Origin of the sequence: Kluyvera sp. EC_51 (assembly GCF_019584505.1) — a bacterium.
In the GTDB taxonomy this organism is placed as follows: Bacteria; Pseudomonadota; Gammaproteobacteria; order Enterobacterales; family Enterobacteriaceae; genus Kluyvera; species Kluyvera sichuanensis.
In genome coordinates this window covers 141,075-159,420 of sequence record NZ_VDAG01000002.1, presented here as the reverse complement: position 1 = coordinate 159,420, position 18,346 = coordinate 141,075, and the positions used below count along the sequence as shown (strand labels likewise).

The following is an 18,346-nucleotide window of genomic DNA, read 5'->3' as shown; positions in this document are numbered from 1 at the left end:
GCCCGGGCGAGGCGTTCACGCCGACCCCGGGATGGCACGGCCCCGTCGTTACTTTTGAGGCTCAATCGGCAAATCGTCGCGCGCGCCCCATTCACTCCAGGCACCGTCATACAGCACGACCTCTTTTGCCCCCAACGTCTCCAGCGCCAGCAGAACCACCGCTGCCGTCACGCCTGAGCCACAGCTGGTGATAATCGGCTGATTAAGGTCTACGCCCTGGCGAGCAAAAATCATTTCCAGCTCGTCGGTGGTCTTCAGCTCGCCGTTGAAAGTCAGTTCGCTCCACGGCACGTTCAGCGCGCCGGGAATATGGCCGCGACGCAGGCCAGGGCGTGGTTCATCCACTTCGGCATTAAAGCGACCGGCTGGGCGCGCATCGATAATCTGCTGCGAACGTTCATGACTTGCCAGCAGTACATCGGTCAGACGTGCAACGGCGTGGGCGTTAAACTTAACCTCAAACTCGCCTTCACCGGCATCAACATCGCCCTCCTCGAGCAGCAGTTCATCGCGCTGCCAGCCTGCAAGGCCGCCCGCCAGAATAGAGACGTTTTCCACGCCGAAGGTTTTCAGCATCCACCACGCGCGCGGCGCGGAGAACAGATTACCCTCGTCATACACCACTAAATGGCGGTCGCTGCTCACGCCCAGTTCGCGCATGGCGACGGCAAAAGCTTCCGGGCGCGGCATCATATGCGGCAGCGTCGAGGTGTGGTCGGAGAGCGCTTCAATATCAAAGAACAGCGCGCCGGGCAGATGGCCTGCACGGTACTCACCCGCCATATCCCGGTGTTCCTGTCCGGGAGGCGCCATTCGCGCATCGATAATTTGAATTGCCGGATCGTTTATGTGTTCAGCCAGCCAATCGGCGGCGACAAAGAAAGAGGTGGTCATTGAGTGCCTCCATTTGCAATCGTAGAGGAATTGTCGATGTTTTCCGGAGAGCTGACAAGTTAGCAACGCTGCGGTTGTGATTAAGGCTATATATGAAATCTGAAAATCGGCTCTGTAATGAGCGTGCTATTGGTAAAAGTCACGTTTGCACATAATACTATGTCAATTAACGAAATAGAGACTTAACGTCAGAGGTTATAAGGATGAAACCGTTCCGTTTAGCCGTGCTTGCTATGCTGGCCGCCTCGCTCCTGTCCGGGTGCGATAACAGCGACAAAGCGCAGGATGTCAAACCCGTCGCGTCCTCGACGGCGTCGCAAAACGTTGCGCCGGTTAAACCGGATGCCGCACAGCTGGCGAAACTTGCCCAGCAGAGCGAGGGTAAAGCGCTCACGCTGCTGGATGCCTCAGAGGTTCAGCTCGACGGCGCGGCAACGCTGGTGCTGACGTTCTCTATTGCGCTCAATCCCGAGCAGGATTTCAGCAAGACCGTCCACGTGGTGGATAAGAAAAGCGGCAAGGTGGACGGAGCCTGGGAGCTGGCGCCGAATCTGAAAGAGCTGCGTCTGCGTCATCTGGAGCCGAAGCGCGACCTGATTGTCACCGTTGACCCAGAGCTTGCTGCGCTGAATAAGGCCACCTTCGGCACCAGCGTGGAGAAAACGCTGACCACCCGCGATATTGCCCCAAGCGTTGGCTTCGCCAGCCGTGGCTCGCTGCTGCCGGGCAAAGTGGTGGACGGGCTGCCGGTAATGGTGCTTAACGTGCCGCATGTAGACGTCAACTTCTTCCGCGTGAAGCCGGAATCGCTGGCGGCGTTTGTCAGCCAGTGGGAGTACCGCAGCTCGCTCAGTAACTGGGAGTCTGACGAACTGTTGAAAATGGCGGATCTGGTTTACACCGGACGTTTCGACCTTAACCCGGCACGCAACACGCGGGAAAAACTGCTGCTGCCGCTGAAAGATATTGCGCCGCTGCAGCAGTCCGGCGTCTATATCGCGGTGATGAATCCGGCAGGCCAGTACAGCTACAGCAATGCTGCTACGCTCTTTACTCTCAGCGACGTTGGCGTGTCGCTGCACCGTTATCACAACCAGCTTGACGTATTCACGCAAAGCCTGGAAAACGGCGGGGCCCAGTCGGCGGTTGAGCTCACGCTGCTCAACGACAAAGGGCAAACCCTGGCGCAGGCGACCAGCGATGCTCAGGGACATGCGGTCCTGAAAACCGACAAAGAGGCTGCGCTGCTGCTGGCGCGCAAAGAAGGGCAAACCACCTTACTTGATCTCAAACTGCCGGCGCTCGACCTGGCGGAGTTTAACGTTGCAGGTGACCCTGGCTTCAGCAAACAGTTCTTTATGTTTGGCCCGCGCGATCTTTATCGTCCTGGCGAAACGGTGATCCTCAACGGCCTGCTGCGCGATGGCGACGGCAAAGCGTTACCGGAACAGCCGGTGAAACTTGAGGTGGTGAAACCTGACGGGCAGGTGATCCGCAGCGTCGTCAGCCAGCCGGTGAACGGTCTCTATCAGTTTACCTATCCGCTGGATAGCAGTGCGGCAACCGGCATGTGGCATATTCGCGCCAACACCGGCGATAACCAGCCGCGCGAGTGGGATTTCCACGTCGAAGACTTTATGCCTGAACGTATGGCGCTCAACCTGACGCCGCAGCCGACGCCGCTTGCACCGAGTGATGACGTGAAGTTTGACGTGTCGGGCTACTATCTTTACGGCGCACCGGCTAACGGCAATAGCCTGCAGGGGAAACTGTTTTTACGCCCGCTGCGCGAGGCCGTTGCCGCGCTGCCGGGCTTTCAGTTTGGCGATATTGCCGAACAAAACACCACCCGCAGCCTTGATGAAATGAATCTGACGCTGGATGCCAAAGGTCACGGCGAAGTGACCACCGCTAGCCAGTGGCAGGAAACGCATTCGCCGCTGCAGGTGATTCTACAGGCCAGCCTGCTTGAGTCCGGCGGTCGTCCAGTCACTCGCCGCGCCACGCAGGCCATCTGGCCAGCCTCTGAACTGCCGGGTATTCGCCCGCAGTTCGCCAGTAAGGCGGTCTATGACTACCGCACTGACACCACGGCGAATCAGCCGATCGTTGAAGAAAACAGCCAGGCGGCGTTTGATATCGTCTACACCGATGCCAAGGGTGAAAAAAAGGCCGTTTCCGATCTTCAGGTTCGGCTGATTCGCGAACGCCGCGATTACTACTGGAACTGGTCGGAAAGCGACGGCTGGCAGTCCCGCTTTGATCAAAAAGATCTGGTCGAAGGTGAAGAGACGTTGGCGTTGAAAACCGACGAAACCGGCAAAGTCAGCTTCCCGGTGGAGTGGGGCGCTTATCGATTAGAAGTGAAGGCACCGAACGATGCGGTGAGCAGCGTGCGTTTCTGGGCAGGCTATAGTTGGCAGGACAACAGCGACGGTAGCGGCGCGGCGCGCCCGGATCGCGTGACGCTGAAACTCGATAAACCGAGCTACCGTCCTGGCGATACCATCAAGCTGCACGTTGCTGCTCCGGCAGCAGGCAAAGGCTATGCGATGGTGGAGTCCAGCGACGGTCCGCTATGGTGGCAGGAAATTAACGTTCCGGCCGAAGGGCTGGATCTCACCATTCCGGTGGATAAAAGCTGGAATCGTCACGACCTCTATCTCAGCACGCTGGTGGTGCGCCCGGGGGATAAATCTCGCTCTGCTACGCCGAAGCGGGCGGTGGGCGTATTGCATTTGCCGCTAGGCGATGAACAGCGTCGTCTGGATGTAACGCTGGAGGGGCCGCAGAAAATGCGTCCAAACCAGCCGTTGACCGTCAAGGTTAAAGTGAATCGCAAAGAGGGTGATACGCCGAAGCAAGTAAACGTGCTGCTCTCAGCGGTCGATAGCGGCGTGCTGAGTATTACCGACTACACCACCCCCGATCCATGGCAGGCGTTCTTTGGTCAGAAACGCTACGGTGCGGATATCTACGACATCTACGGTCAGGTAATTGAAGGCCCGGGGAGACTGGCGAGCCTGCGCTTTGGCGGCGATGGTGATGAGCTTAATCGTGGCGGCAAACCGCCGGTGAACCACGTCACCATTATTGCCGAACAGGCGCAGCCGGTAACGCTTGATGAGAACGGCGAGGGCACCATTACGCTGCCTATCGGCGATTTTAACGGCGAGCTGAGAGTGATGGCGCAGGCGTGGACGGCGGAAGATTTTGGCCGCAGCGAGTCGAAGGTCGTGGTCGCTGCGCCGGTGGTGGTTGAACTGAATACGCCGCGCTTTATGGCCGGCGGCGACAGCGCGCGTCTGACGCTGGACGTCACTAACCTGACGGACAAACCGCAGACGCTCAACGTGCAGATAGTGGCTAATGGTCTGCTGCAGCTGAAAAGTACACCACCGGAACCGGTCACGTTAGAGCCGGGCGTGCGTCACACGCTTTTTGTCCCGGTTAGCGCAGGTGAAGGCTTTGGTGACGGCGAGATCAGCGTAAGCGTTTCGGGCATGACGTTGCCAGGAGAAACCCTGGCCGATCTCCACAAACAGTGGAAAATCGGCGTGCGTCCGGCCTATCCGGCGCAAACCGTCAATAGCGGTGCGGTGCTGCAACCGGGTGAAAGCTGGAACGTTCCGGAAAATCAGCATCTGAACTTCTCGCCGGTCACGCTACAGGGGCAACTGCTGCTGAGCGGCAAACCGCCGCTGAATCTGGCGCGCTATATCCGCGAACTCAAAGCCTATCCGTACGGCTGTCTTGAGCAGACTGCCAGCGGCCTCTTCCCGCAGCTGTATACCAACGCCGCGCAGCTGAAAACGCTGGGTATCGTGGGTGATAGTGACGATAAACGCCGTGCAGCGGTCGATATCGGTATCTCGCGCCTGCTGCAAATGCAGAAAGATAACGGCGGCTTTGCGCTGTGGGATAAAAACGGGCCGGAAGAGTATTGGTTGACCGCCTACGTGATGGACTTCCTGGTGCGCGCGGGCGAGCAGGGCTATAGCGTACCGGCAGAGGCGATTAACAACGGTAACAATCGTCTGCTGCGCTACTTGCAGGAGCCGGGGCTGATGAGCGTACGCTATACCGATGATAACGCGGCAAGCCGCTTCGCCATTCAGTCCTATGCCGGTCTGGTGCTGGCGCGGCAGCAAAAAGCGCCGCTTGGCGCGCTGCGCGAATTGTGGGAACGTCGCGCTCAGGTGGGTTCCGGCCTGCCGTTAATGCAGCTAGGCATTGCGCTAAAAGCAATGGGTGATGCGCCACGTAGCGAACAGGCTATCCAGCTTTCGCTCACCACCAAACGTGAGGATCAGCGACGCTGGCTGGCGGACTACGGCAGCGCGCTTCGCGATAACGCACTGATGCTTTCGCTGCTGGAAGAGAACAAGCTGCTGCCGGACGCGCAAAACACGCTGCTGCAGACGCTCTCTGAACAGGCGTTCAGCGAGCGCTGGCTGTCAACCCAGGAGAACAATGCGCTGTTCCTGGCGGCGAAAGGCGTGTTGGATCTCCCCGGCAACTGGCAGGCGCAGACCTCGTTTGAAAGCCAGCCGCTGCAAGGAGAAAAGGCCCTGACGCGGAATCTTGACGGCGATCAGCTTTCTACATTGACGGTGACCAACAAAGGCGAACAGCCGCTGTGGCTACGCCTGGATAGCAACGGATACCCGGAAAATGCGCCTGCGGCGTCCAGCAATGTGCTGCACATCGAGCGTCAGTTTTACGGTACCGACGGGCAGCGTAAATCGCTCTCTTCCCTGCGCAGCGGCGAGCTGGTGCTGGTGAAGCTGGATGTTAACGCCAGTCAAAACGTACCAGACGCGTTGGTTGTCGATATGCTGCCAGCGGGGCTAGAGCTGGAAAATCAGAATCTTGCGAACAGCAGCGCCAATCTGCAGGACAACGGCACCGCAGTGCAGGAGTGGCTCAACCAGATGCAGCAGGCAGATATCCAGCATATGGAGTTCCGTGACGATCGCTTTGTGGCGGCGGTTGCCGTCAGCGCGAATCAGCCGGTCACGCTGGTCTATCTGGCTCGAGCGGTGATGCCGGGAACCTACCGCGTGCCGCCGTCGCAGGTTGAGTCTATGTATGTACCAGGCTGGCGCGCCGTTGGGGCGGCTGACGATATGCTGATCGTTGTGCCGTAGGATGCGTCTTGCCTGGAATATACGCCGCGTCTGGCGATGGCTTGTCGGGGCGGTCGTATTATTATCCGTCAGCATTTTGCTGGCGGATAAACTCTGGCCGCTGCCGCTCCATGAAGTCACCCCCGCTAGGGTGGTGGTGGCGGAGGATGGTAGCCCGCTGTGGCGTTTTGCCGATGCGCAGGGGATCTGGCGCTACCCGGTGACCATCGAAGAGGTGTCGCCGCGCTATCTTGATGCCCTGATTCAGTATGAAGACCGCTGGTTCTGGGATCATCCCGGTGTGAATCCGTTTTCTATTGCCCGTGCGGCCTGGCAGGATGTGACCTCTGGCCGCGTCGTCTCCGGCGGCAGCACCCTGACCATGCAGGTCGCGCGTCTGCTTGACCCGCACCCGCGAACCTTCGGCGGTAAATTTCGTCAGCTCTGGCGCGCGATGCAGCTGGAGTGGCACCTCTCTAAGCGTGACATTCTTACCCTTTATCTTAATCGCGCCCCGTTTGGCGGCACGCTGCAGGGCATTGGTGCGGCAAGCTGGGCCTATCTCGGAAAACCGCCCGTCCAGCTAAGCTATGCCGACGCTGCATTGCTGGCCGTGTTGCCGCAGGCGCCGAGCCGATTGCGCCCGGACCGTTGGCCCGAACGGGCTCAGGCCGCACGTAACAAAGTGCTGGACCGCATGCAGGCCCAGCAGGTCTGGTCCGCCGCGCTGGTGAAAGAAGCCAAAGAGGAGCCGGTGTGGCTGTTTCCTCGGCAGATGCCGCAGCTCGCGCCGCTGTTTGCTCGCCATATACTTGCGCAGAGCCGGGATGAGAAAGTCGTCACCACTCTGGATGCCGGGCTGCAGCGTCAACTGGAAGAGATGGCGCTGAACTGGAAATCGCGCCTGCCGCCGCGCAGCTCGCTGGCGATGGTGGTGGTGGATAACCACAATATGAAAGTGCGTGGCTGGGTGGGTTCGGCAGATATCACTGACGACAGCCGTTTTGGCCATGTCGATATGGTGACGGCGGTACGTTCACCGGGCTCGGTGCTGAAACCATTTTTGTACGGTCTGGCGCTCGACAGCGCGCTGATTCACCCTGAATCACTGCTACAGGATGTCCCCCGGCGCATGGGCGACTATCGTCCCGGCAACTTTGATAGCGGTTTCCACGGTCCGGTCAGCATGAGCGAGGCGCTGGTGCGCTCGCTGAATCTCCCGGCGGTACAGGTGCTGGACGCCTACGGGCCAAAGCAGTTTGCCGCGCGTTTGCGTAATGCCGGGCTGCCGCTGATGTTGCCTGCGGGCGCGGAGCCGAATCTGTCGCTGATCCTCGGCGGTGCGGGCGCGCGATTGGCGGATATCACCGCGGCCTATAGCGCTCTGGCTCGCCACGGCAGGGTCGGAAAATTACGTATGCTGGCGAGTGACCCGCTGGTGGAACGCCCGCTGCTTTCGCCCGGCGCGGCGTGGATCATTCACCGTATCCTCGCCGGCGAAGCCCAGCCGGTGCCGGACGCGTCGTTGCCTCAGGTGGTGCCGCTGGCGTGGAAAACCGGCACCAGCTATGGCTATCGCGACGCATGGGCTATTGGCGTAAATGCTCGCTACAGCATCGGGATCTGGACGGGCAGACCAGACGGCACGCCGGTTGCCGGGCAGTTCGGGTTTGCCAGCGCGATCCCGCTGCTCAATCAGGTGAGTAACCTGCTGCTTGCGAATAGTGCGCGCCAGCAGGAAGGTCGCGATCCGCGTCCTACCTCGGTCAGTTCAGCGGAAATTTGCTGGCCGGGCGGGCAGCCGTTACCTGCCGGAGACAGCAACTGCCGTCGACGTCTGTCCACCTGGGTACTGGATAACAGCCTGCCGCCGACGCTGCTGCTGCCAGAGCAAGAAGGGATGCAGGGGATTCGTTTCCCGTTGTGGCTGGATAGCGAAGGTAAGCGCGTCGCCGCGGATTGTCCTGATGCTCGTGAAATCACGCTCGACGTCTGGCCGCTGCCGCTGGAGCCGTGGCTGCCCGTCGGTGAGCGACGCGCCGCGCGATTGCCGCCGGTTTCGACACGTTGCCCACCGCGTCAATTGCAGAATGCCGCCCCGCTGATGCTTTCCGGTATTCGTGAAGACGTGGTGATCCGGCGCTTGCCCGGGGAGCCGAACGCAAAAATAGTGCTACAGGCGAGTGGTGGAGAAGGGCGACGCTGGTGGTTTCTCAACGGTGAACCACAGACGAGCGCAGGGGATAGCCTGACCTTAACGCTGACGAACCCGACGCGCTATCAACTGGTGGTGATGGATGAAACCGGGCAGACGTCGGTGGTGAACTTTACGCTGCAGTGAGTGATATTGCCGGGTGGATAGCGTGATGTAGGCCCGATAAGCGTAGCGCCATCGGGCAAAACCGGCGCACAATAGCCAAACCGGGCTTGTTACAAAATGTGTTGCCTAAAAGTGTTTTATTTTAAAAAAATGTTACCTTCATCCATAGGCAACGACGCATCCGGTCTTTATAATCCGCGCCAGGTCATACAACAGCTGTATGCACGACAACATAAAATTAGAGGTAATCATGGCTATTGAACGTACTTTTTCCATCATCAAGCCAAACGCGGTGGCAAAAAACGTTATTGGCAGCATCTTCGCTCGCTTTGAATCAGCAGGGTTTAAGATTGTTGGCACCAAAATGCTGCACCTGACCGTTGAGCAGGCTCGTGGCTTCTACGCTGAGCACGATGGTCGTCCGTTCTTCGACGGTCTGGTTGAGTTCATGACCTCCGGCCCAATCGTGGTTTCCGTACTGGAAGGCGAAAACGCCGTTCAGCGTCACCGTGACCTGCTGGGCGCAACCAACCCAGACAACGCGCTGGCTGGCACCCTGCGTGCTGACTACGCGGACAGCTTCACCGAAAACGGCACCCACGGTTCTGACTCCGTAGAATCCGCCGCGCGCGAAATCGCGTTCTTCTTCGCAGAAGGCGAAGTGTGCCCACGTACCCGCTAAGGGCACGTTTACACTTTATTTAGCGAATGCCGCGTGCAGACGTGGCATCCATGCGCCAGAATTTGTACAATGCAGCGCCCCCGGACGAGCAGACCGCTTTCCTGGGGCGCTTCTTTTTATCAACCCTCCAGGGGCCATAACGTGTAACAACGAGGCCGGAATAGAAAATGTCTGAACAAATTGTCACGCCTGAGAGCGCCATCCCGGCGGTTCCCAACAAAGATGGAAAAATTAACCTGCTGGATCTTAGCCGTCCGCAGATGCGCGAGTTTTTTAAAGACTTAGGCGAAAAACCCTTCCGCGCCGATCAGGTGATGAAGTGGATGTATCATTACTGCTGCGACGACTTTGATGAGATGACTGACATCAACAAAGTCCTGCGTGGCAAGCTCAAAGAAGTCGCTGAGATTCGCGCCCCTGAAGTGGTGGAAGAGCAGCGTTCATCTGACGGCACCATCAAATGGGCGATTGCCGTTGGCGATCAGCGCGTTGAAACTGTCTATATCCCGGAAGACGACCGCGCGACCCTGTGCGTCTCTTCACAGGTCGGCTGCGCGTTAGAGTGTAAATTCTGCTCTACGGCTCAGCAGGGCTTCAACCGTAACCTGCGGGTATCGGAAATCATCGGCCAGGTCTGGCGCGCGGCGAAAATCGTCGGTGCCGTCAAAGCGACCGGCGTACGTCCTATCACCAACGTGGTGATGATGGGCATGGGCGAGCCTCTGCTGAACCTGACCAACGTGGTTCCAGCGATGGAAATCATGCTGGACGATTTCGGTTTTGGTCTCTCCAAACGTCGTGTAACCCTGTCTACCTCAGGCGTTGTGCCTGCGCTGGATAAGCTGGGTGATATGATTGACGTGGCGCTGGCGATTTCCCTGCACGCTCCGAACGACACCATCCGTGATGAAATTGTACCTATCAACAAAAAGTACAATATTGCCACCTTCCTGGAATCTGTTCGCGGCTATATCTCGAAATCCAACGCCAACCAGGGCCGTGTGACTATCGAGTACGTGATGCTGGACCATATCAACGATGGTACCGAGCATGCGCATGAACTGGCGGAATTGCTGAAAGATACGCCATGTAAGATCAACCTGATCCCATGGAACCCGTTCCCGGGCGCGCCGTATGGCCGCAGCTCGAACAGCCGTATCGACCGTTTCTGTAAAGTGCTGATGGGCTATGGCTTTACCACCATTGTGCGTAAAACGCGCGGAGATGATATTGACGCCGCCTGCGGCCAGCTGGCCGGTGACGTTATCGACCGCACCAAGCGTACAATGCGTAAGCGTATGCAGGGTGAAGCGATCGACGTGAAAGCGCTGTAATTCAGCGTGGCGTGCGCCTGAAAAGGCGCACGTAAAGCCAAGTGCTTAAGGATTAGGCGAAACGTACTGATTTGGATAATAATTACGGTGCGTTTCGATGAGTATTGAGGCAGTATGTAGCGTTGCAACAACAGCGTAGCGACGGCCTTTGACGCTGTTTTGAAGTTGGGTATACCGGGCAGCTTGTCGGTCTGTCCGATAGCAACGATCGGATGTTTCGCGGTGCGGGTACGGTTCCGCATCAGAACCTTAAATTTCACGAATCAGCAGTTGTAGCGAATGAATACTGAAACCAACCACGACCAACAAGAAGCACAAACCACGGGTGTCCGTCTGCGTACTGCCCGTGAACAACTCGGACTCAGCCAGCAAGCCGTTGCAGAACGCTTGTGCCTGAAGGTTTCCACCGTTCGTGATATTGAAGAAGATAAGGCGCCTGCTGAACTCGCTTCAACATTCTTGCGTGGTTATATCCGCTCCTACGCTCGCCTTGTGCATATCCCCGAGGAAGAGCTGCTGCCGATGATGGAAAAGCAAGCACCGGTACGCGCGGCGAAAGTCGCTCCGATGCAGACCTTCTCCCTGGGCAAGCGTCGCAAAAAACGTGATGGCTGGCTGATGAGCTTTACCTGGCTTGTCCTCTTCGTGGTTGTCGGGTTAACCGTCGCCTGGTGGTGGCAGAACCATAAAGCGCAGCAGGAAGAGATCACCACCATGGCCGATCAATCCTCCGTTGAGCTGAAAGCGAGCGGCAACGACTCGCAGGATATCCCGCTGAACACCGGCGCGGATACCGCGCAGACTCCTGCTACGACCGATACTGCAGCAACCCCAGATAGCGCTACTGCCGCACCAGCGGATGCCACCCCGGCTCCAGATGCACCTGTAGCGACCGCACAGAATAACGCCGTTGTGGCACCGTCTCAGGCTAACGTCGACGGTACCGCAGCGCAAACCACCACCCCTGCACCGCAGACCGCAACGCCGGGCGCACTGCCAACCGACCCGGCGCAAACTGCCGCACCGGTTGCTGATGCTAACGCGCTGGTGATGAACTTCTCCGCCGACTGCTGGCTGGAAGTGACCGACGCTACCGGTAAAAAGCTGTTCAGCGGCCTGCAGCGTAAAGGTGGTAACCTGAACCTGAGCGGCCAGGCGCCTTACAAACTGAAAATTGGTGCACCGGCCGCAGTACAGATCGCCTACCAGGGTAAACCGGTCGATCTGAGCCGCTTTATCAGAACTAACCAGGTTGCGCGCCTGACCGTGAGTGCTGAACAATCACCAGCACAATAACAGACGCGTAATGCGGGAGATTTTTCATGCACAACCAGGCTCCAATTCAACGTAGAAAATCCACACGCATTTACGTTGGGAACGTGCCGATCGGCGATGGGGCTCCTATCGCCGTACAGTCGATGACCAATACGCGCACAACAGACGTTGAAGCGACGGTTAATCAAATTAAGGCGTTGGAACGCGTGGGGGCGGATATCGTTCGTGTATCCGTGCCGACGATGGACGCCGCAGAAGCCTTCAAACTTATCAAACAGCAGGTTAACGTCCCGCTGGTTGCTGATATCCATTTCGACTACCGTATCGCTCTGAAAGTGGCGGAGTACGGCGTTGACTGCCTGCGTATTAACCCGGGCAACATCGGCAACGAAGAGCGTATTCGCATGGTCGTTGACTGCGCTCGCGACAAAAATATCCCTATCCGTATCGGCGTGAACGCCGGGTCGCTGGAAAAAGATCTGCAGGAAAAATATGGCGAACCTACGCCGCAGGCGCTACTGGAATCAGCAATGCGTCATGTGGATCACCTCGATCGTTTGAACTTCGACAAGTTTAAAGTCAGCGTGAAAGCGTCCGACGTTTTCCTGGCGGTGGAATCTTATCGCCTGCTGGCTAAACAGATCGATCAGCCGCTGCACCTCGGGATCACCGAAGCGGGCGGTCTGCGTAGCGGTTCCGTGAAGTCTGCCATTGGCCTGGGCCTGCTGCTCTCTGAAGGGATCGGCGATACGCTGCGCGTTTCGCTGGCGGCGGATCCGGTTGAAGAGATCAAAGTCGGTTTCGATATTCTGAAATCACTGCGCATCCGCGCACGTGGGATCAACTTCATCGCCTGCCCAACCTGTTCACGTCAGGAGTTTGACGTTATCGGGACGGTCAACGCGCTGGAGCAGCGTCTGGAAGATATCATCACCCCGATGGACGTATCGATCATCGGCTGCGTGGTTAACGGCCCTGGCGAAGCGCTGGTGTCAACGCTCGGCGTGACCGGCGGCAACAAAAAAAGCGGCCTGTATGAAGACGGCGTGCGTAAAGATCGCGTCGATAACGACGATATGATTAGCCAGCTTGAAGCAAGGATCCGCGCGAAAGCGTCGGTGCTTGATGAAGCGCGCCGTATCGACGTTCAGCAGGTTGAAAAATAACGAGATGGGAAGCGGCTTGCTTCCTGTGTATGATTGAACCCCAGGTGCCGAACGCGCCGAGGGTTCATTTTTATATATAAAGAGAATTAACGTGGCAAAAAACATTCAAGCCATTCGCGGCATGAACGATTATCTGCCTGGCGAGACCGCCATCTGGCAGCGCATTGAAGGCACACTCAAGCAGGTGCTCGGCAGCTACGGTTATAGCGAAATCCGTTTGCCGATTGTAGAGCAGACCCCGTTGTTCAAACGCGCTATCGGTGAAGTGACCGACGTGGTTGAAAAAGAGATGTATACCTTCGAAGACCGCAATGGCGATAGCCTGACGCTGCGTCCGGAAGGTACTGCGGGCTGCGTACGCGCCGGCATCGAACATGGTCTTCTGTACAATCAGGAGCAGCGTCTGTGGTACATCGGGCCGATGTTCCGCCACGAACGCCCTCAAAAAGGACGTTACCGCCAGTTCCATCAGCTGGGTGTCGAAGTGTTTGGCCTGCAGGGGCCGGATATCGACGCCGAGCTTATCATGCTGACCGCGCGCTGGTGGCGTGCGCTGGGCATGGCCGAACACGTGAATCTGGAGCTGAACTCCATCGGTTCTCTGGAAGCCCGCGCCAACTATCGTGACGCGCTGGTGGCCTTCCTTGAACAGCACGTAGAAGTGCTGGACGAAGACTGCAAACGTCGTATGTACAGCAACCCACTGCGCGTGCTGGATTCCAAAAACCCAGACGTACAGGCGCTGCTGAACAACGCCCCTGCGCTGGGCGACTATCTGGACGAAGAGTCCCGTGAGCACTTTGCTGGCCTGTGCGCGCAGCTGGATGCCGCTGGAATTGCCTACACAGTTAACCAGCGTCTGGTTCGCGGTCTGGACTACTACAACCGCACCGTTTTCGAATGGGTGACCAACAGCCTCGGCTCGCAGGGTACCGTTTGTGCAGGTGGCCGTTATGATGGTCTGGTTGAGCAACTGGGCGGCCGTGCTACCCCTGCGGTAGGCTTCGCGATGGGTCTGGAACGTCTTGTTTTATTAGTTCAGGCAGTTAATCCGGAATTTAAAGCCGATCCTGTTGTCGATATATACCTGGTCGCTTCAGGCACCGATACTCAGTCAGCCGCCATGCGTCTGGCAGAGCAGGTGCGTGATGCGTTACCGGGCGTGAAGCTGATGACCAACCACGGCGGCGGCAACTTTAAGAAGCAGTTTGCCCGCGCTGATAAATGGGGCGCCCGTATTGCCCTGGTTCTGGGTGAGTCTGAGGTTGAGCAAGCCACTGTTGTCGTGAAGGATTTGCGCTCTGGTGAGCAGACAACCGTAACGCAGGAAGGCGTTGCCGCGCATTTGCGCACTATTCTGGGTTAATCTCCAGGACATTATTATCAGGAGAAGGGCTGCGTGGAAATTAATAACGAAAACGATCAGGTTGAGGCGATTAAAAGCTTCTTTGCCGAAAATGGTAAAGCGCTGGCCGTTGGGGTCATTCTGGGGATTGGTGCGCTGGTTGGCTGGCGTTACTGGAACTCGCATCAGTTAGATTCGGCCCGTGAGTTCTCTGCGGCTTATGAAAACGCCGTCTCTTCTCTGAGTTCAGGGAAACCGGAAGCGCTGGCCGCCGCGGAGAAATTTGCCGCCGACAGTAAAAACACCTATGGTGCGTTTGCTTCTCTGGAACTGGCTCAGGTCTTCGTCGATAAAAGCGACCTTGCTCAGGCTGAAAAACAGCTGCAGCAGGGCCTGGCTGCCGCATCTGATGATAATCTGAAATCCGTCATCAGCCTGCGTCTGGCGCGCGTTCAGCTACAGCTGAAGCAGCCTGACGTTGCTCTGAAAACGCTGGAAGGCGTGAAGGGCGAAGGCTGGACGGCGATTGTTGCTGATTTACGCGGGGAAATCCTGCTCAGTAAAGGTGACAAGCAGGGTGCACGTGCGGCGTGGGAAGCTGGCGCTAAGAGCGATGCATCGCCCGCGCTGAGCGAAATGATGCGCATGAAAATTAATAATTTGTCCGTCTGAGAGGGACCCGATGCAATTGCGTAAATTACTTTTGCCAGGACTGCTTTCTGTCACTCTGTTGAGTGGTTGTTCACTGTTTAGCGGCGAAGAAGATGTGGTTAAAATGTCTCCTCTGCCAACCGTAGAAAACCAGTTTACGCCGTCTACCGCATGGGATGTCTCCGTCGGCAGCGGTATCGGTGACTTCTACTCTAACCTGCATCCGGCTTATGCGGACAGCGTGGTTTACGCGGCTGACCGTAAAGGTACCGTGAAAGCGCTGAACGCGGATGACGGCAAAGAAGTGTGGTCCGTCAACCTGGCAGAAAAAGATGGCTGGTTCTCTCGTAAGCCAGCGCTGCTCTCCGGTGGCCTGACCGTTGCCGGCGGCCACGTTTATGTGGGTAGCGAAAAAGCGCAGGTTTATGCGCTGGATGCGGGTGATGGTTCCGTTGTCTGGAAAACCACGGCAGCAGGCGAAGTACTGTCTCGTCCAACCGTCAGCGATGGCCTGGTGCTGGTGCATACCAGCAACGGTCAGCTGCAGGCACTGGATGAAAACAGCGGCGTCGTGAAATGGACGGTGAACCTGGATATGCCTGCGCTCTCTCTACGCGGTGAATCTGCACCGGCTGTGGCCTTCGGCGCGGCGATTGTTGGCGGCGATAACGGTCGCGTGAGCGCGGTACTGATGCAGCAGGGCCAGATGATTTGGCAGCAGCGTATTTCTCAGGCGACTGGCTCAACCGAAATCGATCGTCTGAGCGATGTAGACACTACGCCGGTTATCGTGAATGGCGTTGTCTACGCGTTAGCCTACAATGGTAACCTGACGGCGCTGGATCTGCGCAGCGGTCAGATCATGTGGAAACGTGAGCTGGGCTCGGTGAATGACTTCATCGTTGACGGCAACCGTATCTACATCGTTGACCAGAACGACCGTCTGCTGGCGCTGACCACCGACGGTGGCGTGACCCTGTGGACGCAGAGCGATCTGCTGCACCGTCTGCTGACCTCTCCGGCGCTGTATAATGGCAGCCTGGTGGTGGGTGACGCGGAAGGTTACATGCACTGGATTAACCCGGAAGATGGGCGTTTCGTCGCTCAGCAGAAGGTTGACAGCGCGGGCTTCCTGACGGAGCCGGTGGTGGCTGACGGTAAACTGCTGATTCAGGCGAAAGACGGTACGGTTTACGCGATTACGCGTTAACGGCGGCGTTGATTCAGCAATGGACGGCTCCTGAATGCTCAGGGGCCGTTTGCTATTTATAGATTTTGTCAAAATTTTGAGTATATGAGGCTTTAACATGGTACCTGTGGTCGCGCTTGTCGGGCGCCCTAATGTTGGAAAATCCACGCTTTTTAACCGCCTGACGCGCACTCGTGATGCGCTGGTTGCGGATTTCCCGGGTCTGACTCGTGACCGTAAGTACGGTCGTGCTGAAGTTGAAGGGCGTGAGTTTATCTGTATCGATACCGGCGGTATCGATGGCACGGAAGAGGGCGTGGAAACCCGCATGGCGGAACAGTCGCTGATGGCGATTGAAGAAGCTGACGTCGTGCTGTTTATGGTGGATGCGCGTGCGGGGCTGATGCCTGCGGACGAAGGTATCGCCAAACATCTGCGTTCTCGTCAAAAGCCAACCTTCCTGGTGGCGAACAAAACCGACGGGATTGACCCGGATCAGGCAATTGCCGATTTCTGGTCGCTGGGCCTCGGTGAAATTCACGCGATTGCGGCCTCCCACGGTCGTGGCGTAACCACGCTGCTGGAAACCGTTCTGCTGCCGTTTGTTGACGACGTCAACCCGCCGGAAGAAGTAGACGAAGATGCCGAGTACTGGGCGAAGTTTGAAGCCGAGAATGGCGAAGCGGTTGAAGAGCCGGAAGACGACTTCAACCCGCAGGACTTGCCAATCAAAATCGCTATCGTGGGCCGTCCGAACGTAGGTAAGTCTACGCTTACTAACCGTATCCTCGGCGAAGACCGCGTAGTGGTATACGATATGCCGGGTACCACCCGCGACAGTATCTATATCCCAATGGAACGCGATGAGCGCGAATACGTCCTCATCGACACCGCAGGTGTGCGTAAGCGCGGTAAGGTAACGGATACGGTTGAGAAGTTCTCCGTAATCAAAACCCTGCAGGCTATTGAAGATGCGAACGTTTGTCTGCTGGTGATTGATGCCCGTGAAGGTATCTCTGACCAGGACCTGTCGCTGCTGGGCTTTATCCTCAATAGTGGGCGCTCACTTGTTATTGTCGTCAACAAGTGGGACGGCCTGAGCATGGAAGTGAAAGAGCAGGTGAAAGAGACCCTGGACTACCGTCTGGGCTTTATCGACTTTGCTCGCGTGCACTTTATCTCCGCACTGCACGGCAGCGGCGTAGGTAACCTGTTCGAATCTATCCGTGAAGCGTATGACAGCTCGACCCGCCGCGTGGGTACCGCGATGCTGACCCGCATCATGACCATGGCGACGGAAGATCACCAGCCCCCGTTGGTTCGCGGTCGTCGCGTGAAGCTGAAATATGCGCACGCCGGTGGTTATAACCCACCGATTGTGGTTATCCACGGTAACCAGGTGAAAGACCTGCCGGATTCCTACAAGCGCTATCTGATGAACTACTTCCGCAAATCGCTGGATGTGATGGGTACGCCTATCCGCATTCAGTTCAAGGAAGGCGAGAACCCGTATGCGAACAAACGTAATACGCTGACGCCAACCCAGATGCGTAAGCGTCAGCGTCTGATTCGACACATTAAGAAAAGCAAATAAGCGATGCTTTAAGCGCCGAATAGCTAAAAACCCGCGAGAGCGGGTTTTTTTATGGCCGTTGTCGGCCAGATGAGCAAAGCGCCATCCGACGCTATTATGATTTCCAGCGCGACTGACGAATCACGCTGCAGAAATTGCCGGGCACAAACGTTGGGTCTTTATCGCAGATAACATCGGCCTTCACGTTGCCGAAGGTGGTCTGGGTTTTACCTTTAATCCCATCATAAAACGCACTAATGATATTCTCTTTAAAGTTATCCAGGCGCGGGTGCTGCTGAACGACCGCTTCACGACTCGCATCGCTAACCTCGTCATAGCCAATTCCCAGCACATCCATTTCCACACCTGCGGTTAACAGCGCTATCTCTGGGGCCATAAATTCCGGAATACCGGGCGTGGTGTGCAGGGCTATCGCCGTCCACACTTTATCAATATCAGCAGTCGCAATACCGTGGCCTTCAAGGAAAGCGCGGGCGGCGTTGGCGCCGTCGACTTCAAATCGCTTATCGCAACTGCAATGCTCATGTGTCAGGCCAATATCATGGAACATACAGCCGACGTACAGCAGTTCGTGGTCCACTTTCAGCTCCCGGCGTGCTCCAGCCAGCGCCCCCCAGTAGTAGACGCGGCTAGAGTGGTGGAACAGCAGGTCACTTTCGGTATCGCGAATAAACTCGGTAGTTTCGCGAGCCAGTTTGCTGTCGGGAATACGGATGCCTTGCACGTTGATGGTCATATCTTTTCTCCTCATGGGTTGTTGAAGGAGA

Annotated in this window: 12 protein-coding genes; 10 read left to right on the top strand and 2 right to left on the bottom strand. The window is 57.2% G+C overall.

Annotation, left to right across the window (positions count from 1 at the left end; all coding sequences use genetic code 11):
* Positions 1-48 precede the first annotated feature (48 nt).
* Positions 49-894, bottom strand: a complete 846-nt coding sequence (gene sseA / locus FHC49_RS01095; RefSeq protein ID WP_220438307.1) for a 3-mercaptopyruvate sulfurtransferase — start codon at positions 892-894, stop codon at positions 49-51.
* A gap of 203 nt (positions 895-1,097) precedes the next feature.
* Here sseA and FHC49_RS01090 point away from each other — a divergent pair, with 203 nt between their 5' ends.
* The 10 genes from FHC49_RS01090 to der all read left to right on the top strand — a co-directional run bounded on the left by FHC49_RS01090 (position 1,098) and on the right by der (position 17,579).
* Positions 1,098-6,044, top strand: coding sequence for an alpha-2-macroglobulin (locus FHC49_RS01090; RefSeq protein ID WP_220438306.1), 4,947 nt, complete (start codon positions 1,098-1,100; stop codon positions 6,042-6,044).
* Between the two features lies 1 nt (position 6,045).
* Positions 6,046-8,364, top strand: a complete 2,319-nt coding sequence (gene pbpC, locus FHC49_RS01085; RefSeq protein WP_220438305.1) for a peptidoglycan glycosyltransferase PbpC — start codon at positions 6,046-6,048, stop codon at positions 8,362-8,364.
* 229 nt (positions 8,365-8,593) lie between these two features.
* Entirely contained in the window at positions 8,594-9,025 is a 432-nt protein-coding gene (gene ndk / locus FHC49_RS01080; RefSeq protein ID WP_185668893.1) for a nucleoside-diphosphate kinase, read from the top strand.
* A gap of 167 nt (positions 9,026-9,192) precedes the next feature.
* Entirely contained in the window at positions 9,193-10,359 is a 1,167-nt protein-coding gene (locus FHC49_RS01075; protein WP_185668894.1) for a bifunctional tRNA (adenosine(37)-C2)-methyltransferase TrmG/ribosomal RNA large subunit methyltransferase RlmN, read from the top strand.
* 279 nt (positions 10,360-10,638) lie between these two features.
* Positions 10,639-11,655: a cytoskeleton protein RodZ gene (rodZ, locus tag FHC49_RS01070; RefSeq protein WP_220438304.1), complete on the top strand. Its 1,017-nt coding sequence runs from the start codon at positions 10,639-10,641 to the stop codon at positions 11,653-11,655.
* A gap of 26 nt (positions 11,656-11,681) precedes the next feature.
* On the top strand, positions 11,682-12,800 hold the full coding sequence (ispG, locus tag FHC49_RS01065) for a flavodoxin-dependent (E)-4-hydroxy-3-methylbut-2-enyl-diphosphate synthase (protein WP_185668896.1): 1,119 nt from the start codon (positions 11,682-11,684) through the stop codon (positions 12,798-12,800).
* 91 nt (positions 12,801-12,891) lie between these two features.
* Positions 12,892-14,166 (top strand): histidine--tRNA ligase, encoded by a 1,275-nt coding sequence (gene hisS, locus FHC49_RS01060; protein ID WP_220438302.1) that lies wholly within the window; start codon positions 12,892-12,894, stop codon positions 14,164-14,166.
* A 33-nt stretch (positions 14,167-14,199) separates the two neighbouring features.
* Entirely contained in the window at positions 14,200-14,817 is a 618-nt protein-coding gene (locus FHC49_RS01055; RefSeq protein ID WP_220438301.1) for a YfgM family protein, read from the top strand.
* Positions 14,818-14,827: 10 nt separating this feature from the next.
* The gene (gene bamB / locus FHC49_RS01050; RefSeq protein ID WP_185668899.1) at positions 14,828-16,006 is read left to right on the top strand and encodes an outer membrane protein assembly factor BamB; all 1,179 of its coding nucleotides are present in this window, start codon (positions 14,828-14,830) and stop codon (positions 16,004-16,006) included.
* A gap of 97 nt (positions 16,007-16,103) precedes the next feature.
* On the top strand, positions 16,104-17,579 hold the full coding sequence (gene der / locus FHC49_RS01045) for a ribosome biogenesis GTPase Der (RefSeq protein WP_185668900.1): 1,476 nt from the start codon (positions 16,104-16,106) through the stop codon (positions 17,577-17,579).
* Positions 17,580-17,673: 94 nt separating this feature from the next.
* Here der and FHC49_RS01040 read toward each other — a convergent pair whose 3' ends face one another.
* Positions 17,674-18,315: an HD domain-containing protein gene (locus FHC49_RS01040; RefSeq protein WP_220438299.1), complete on the bottom strand. Its 642-nt coding sequence runs from the start codon at positions 18,313-18,315 to the stop codon at positions 17,674-17,676.
* Positions 18,316-18,346 lie beyond the last annotated feature (31 nt).

Excerpts from the sequence above, each read along its gene's own strand:
- ndk (WP_185668893.1), top strand. The coding sequence starts at position 8,594 with ATGGCTATTGAACGTACTTTTTCCATCATCAAGCCAAACGCGGTGGCA.
- FHC49_RS01090 (WP_220438306.1), top strand. The coding sequence starts at position 1,098 with ATGAAACCGTTCCGTTTAGCCGTGCTTGCTATGCTGGCCGCCTCGCTC.
- sseA (WP_220438307.1), bottom strand. The coding sequence starts at position 894 with ATGACCACCTCTTTCTTTGTCGCCGCCGATTGGCTGGCTGAACACATA.
- ispG (WP_185668896.1), top strand. The coding sequence starts at position 11,682 with ATGCACAACCAGGCTCCAATTCAACGTAGAAAATCCACACGCATTTAC.
- FHC49_RS01040 (WP_220438299.1), bottom strand. The coding sequence starts at position 18,315 with ATGACCATCAACGTGCAAGGCATCCGTATTCCCGACAGCAAACTGGCT.
- bamB (WP_185668899.1), top strand. The coding sequence starts at position 14,828 with ATGCAATTGCGTAAATTACTTTTGCCAGGACTGCTTTCTGTCACTCTG.
- der (WP_185668900.1), top strand. The coding sequence starts at position 16,104 with ATGGTACCTGTGGTCGCGCTTGTCGGGCGCCCTAATGTTGGAAAATCC.
- pbpC (WP_220438305.1), top strand. The coding sequence starts at position 6,046 with ATGCGTCTTGCCTGGAATATACGCCGCGTCTGGCGATGGCTTGTCGGG.
- rodZ (WP_220438304.1), top strand. The coding sequence starts at position 10,639 with ATGAATACTGAAACCAACCACGACCAACAAGAAGCACAAACCACGGGT.
- FHC49_RS01075 (WP_185668894.1), top strand. The coding sequence starts at position 9,193 with ATGTCTGAACAAATTGTCACGCCTGAGAGCGCCATCCCGGCGGTTCCC.